Genomic DNA, 2,668 nt, shown 5'->3' with positions numbered 1-2,668 from the left:
GCGATGCCCGGCCCGGTAAACTCGACCACCGCATTCAGGACTTCGCCCTGATTGTACAGCCCGCAAAGCGTGATGATGACATCCTTCCCCGCGGCTCCATCCCGAAGCTCCCCGGTCAGGACGACCTGGATCGTCCTCGGGATCTGCCACCAGAACTCACCGGTCGCCCAGATCGCCGCGGCATCTGTTCTCACGACGGGAGTACCGAGCGCGCCGAGCGCGCCATACATGTTCGAATGAGAATCCGAGCCCACAACCAGTGACCCGGGCAATACGTACCCGTGAGAGACCATCACCTGATGGCTGATACCGGTCCCGGCCGGATAGAAATCGACACCGTGCGCTCGAGCGAACGACTCGATGTTGCGGTACTTCCGAAGATTCTTATCAGAAACGTTCTGGATGTCGTGGTCGATTGCGAAGACGGGTTGGCGCGGATCGAAAATGCGTTCCGCCCCTATCGCTGTGAACTTGTTGATGACGGCTGCCGAGTTGTCATGCGTCATCACGTGTCGCGGCCTGAGCGACACCACGTCTCCGGTTCGCAACGCCCTGGACGGACCCGCCGTCATGTGGGCGTTCGCAATCTTCTCGGCGATGGTCTGTCCCATCGTTCATTTCCCCCAGGTGTCGGCTTTGCAGAGGTCCATGAGGTCGGATATCGACGAAATGTCTTCCAGAGACCAGACTGCGTCTTTGAGTTGAGTCCGTGCTTCCATCGACATCACGGGTGATGCCAGCGCGTCAAACTTGTCTTCGATTTCTCTGTCGGTCAACGGGTTACGCGGGTCTCCCTTCGGGTAGTCGAGCGTCTTTGTGAACTCGCGACCATCCGTCGTCAAAATTTTCACCACCACGCGTTGCAGCGCCGGAAACACCTTTTCGATTTCCTCATCCGCTACAACTTTGACCTTGTTGAGTTGAGCGCGGATGTCTTCTGCGAGAATCCGCTCCTGGGTGAACTGCGCAGGTGTGACCTGCCGGTCCACGATGGCAGCCGCAATGACGTAGGGCAGGCTGTGGTCGGCCGTTTCCTTACTTCTTGGGTCATACTTGGATGGGTCGGCCAGGATGTCCGCGGCGCGGGCGAGTGAATGAATGGTGACGGTGTCGATGTCATCGGGTGCCAGATCATTGTCAATAACAAGGTCAAGCACAGCCGAGATCGGTGTATGCGTCAGCGCTTCCGTTGGGAAGGCCTTCATGCCGCACCGTTCGATCCGCCACGAGTCACCCAGTCCATCGACCAGGATATTCAGTTTCCACTCAGGACCGAAGCAGTGGACCAGCCCCTCTTTGCCATCGATGACATGCTCCGGTCCGGTATAACCTTCCTCCGCCAGCAGCGCTGCCAGAACTCCACTCTGCGTCGCCATCGGATCGACAGTATTCTTCATCATCGTGAGCTTCCCGGCCGTGACGGCGCCGAGTGTCGCGTGGCGGGAGGCCGAGATGCCAATAGCGTGCTGGATTTTGTCCCATGACATGTCGAGCATCCTGCCTGCCACAATGGGAGAGACGAAGGCCGTCAGTGTCGCGTGGTGCCATCCTCGTTCGCGGATGCCGGGAAAAGCGGCCTCACACAGACGCATTTCGAACTCGTGACCGAGCACAATTCCGACGATGAGGTCTTTGCCCGTGCCACTGGCTCGTTCTCCACACGCCATCGCGGCCGGGATGATATCGGACGGATGCGACGGGTCCTGCTGCCAGTAGATGTCGTTATAATCCATCACGCGGACCATCAGCGCGTTGGCGAGCGAAGCCGTCACGGGATCTGTTTTCTTTCCCGTGCCGATAACGGTCGCCTTCCCGTTGCCACCGGTTCTGGTGAGCACTTTGAGCGCGATATGCGCGTCCTCTTGCTGGAGACCCCCAAGTGCGCAGCCCAGCGAATCGAGCAGGTAGCGTCTGGCCTCGGCCACAGCACGCTCACCAATGTCTTCAAACTGCAGATCAGCCGCCCAGCGGGACATCGTTTCTGTAATCGTACCGGACATAGTCAGACTTCCTCTTAGAGTGTTTTGCGATTTGGGCTAGCCCGCGAGATTCTTGAAGGGCAGGTAGCTCATGAAGTCGGCATGATGCACGATGATCGCTTCCGTGGAGCGTGTCACGAGATCGCCTTCTGCCGCGTGTGCCGCGATGATGTGGCAGACGGCGTCAGGAACTCCGCACTCCATCGCGACGGCGACGCCCGTAAATGGGTGTCGGAGCGCTTTGCCGCGCGGACTTTGTCGGGCCTGGCCGTCGACGATCTCGTACTCTAGCAGCTTTCCGACGTCGGCGAGAATAGCGCCGGCGATTACGGTATCCATATCAATGGGAAGACCCTTGCCGAGGAACTCCTGCATGGCTTCGGCTGAGCGGCGGGCGATGTGGACGACGCATCGCTTGTGCTCCATGAAAGTTGCCGGGCAGTTGGGGACAAGCAAGGTGAACGGGATGCGCTCCAGATCGTCCGGAGACAGGGGACTTCGGTCGAGAGCAACTTTCCAGGTCAGCCTCGTGTTTTCCCGGAGGGTGTCATCCTGAATCCACGCGAGTTCAGGCCAGAGGCGATCGACGGCTTCGGTCAATGGATTATCCTCGTTGTGATGCCGACTGCCGCACTCAGGCGACAGGCGATTGGCGGGTACGGCTTCCTTCGGCCGAGAGCATACGCCGG

At 59.3% G+C, this 2,668-nt stretch carries 3 protein-coding genes; all 3 read right to left on the bottom strand.

Going from position 1 to position 2,668, the window contains the following annotated elements; translation table 11 throughout:
* On the bottom strand, positions 1-611 hold a 611-nt coding region (locus HKN37_15210; protein NNE47999.1), incomplete at its 3' end, for a homoaconitase.
* Between the two features lie 3 nt (positions 612-614).
* On the bottom strand, positions 615-2,000 hold the full coding sequence (locus HKN37_15205) for an MmgE/PrpD family protein (GenBank protein NNE47998.1): 1,386 nt from the start codon (positions 1,998-2,000) through the stop codon (positions 615-617).
* 36 nt (positions 2,001-2,036) lie between these two features.
* Positions 2,037-2,579, bottom strand: a complete 543-nt coding sequence (locus HKN37_15200) for an HDIG domain-containing protein (protein NNE47997.1) — start codon at positions 2,577-2,579, stop codon at positions 2,037-2,039.
* Positions 2,580-2,668: the final 89 nt, after the last annotated feature.

Source organism: Rhodothermales bacterium, assembly GCA_013002345.1.
Taxonomy (GTDB): domain Bacteria; phylum Bacteroidota; class Rhodothermia; order Rhodothermales; family JABDKH01; genus JABDKH01.
The sequence above is the reverse complement of the archived record's forward strand: the minus strand, read 5'-3'. Positions and strand labels throughout refer to the sequence as shown.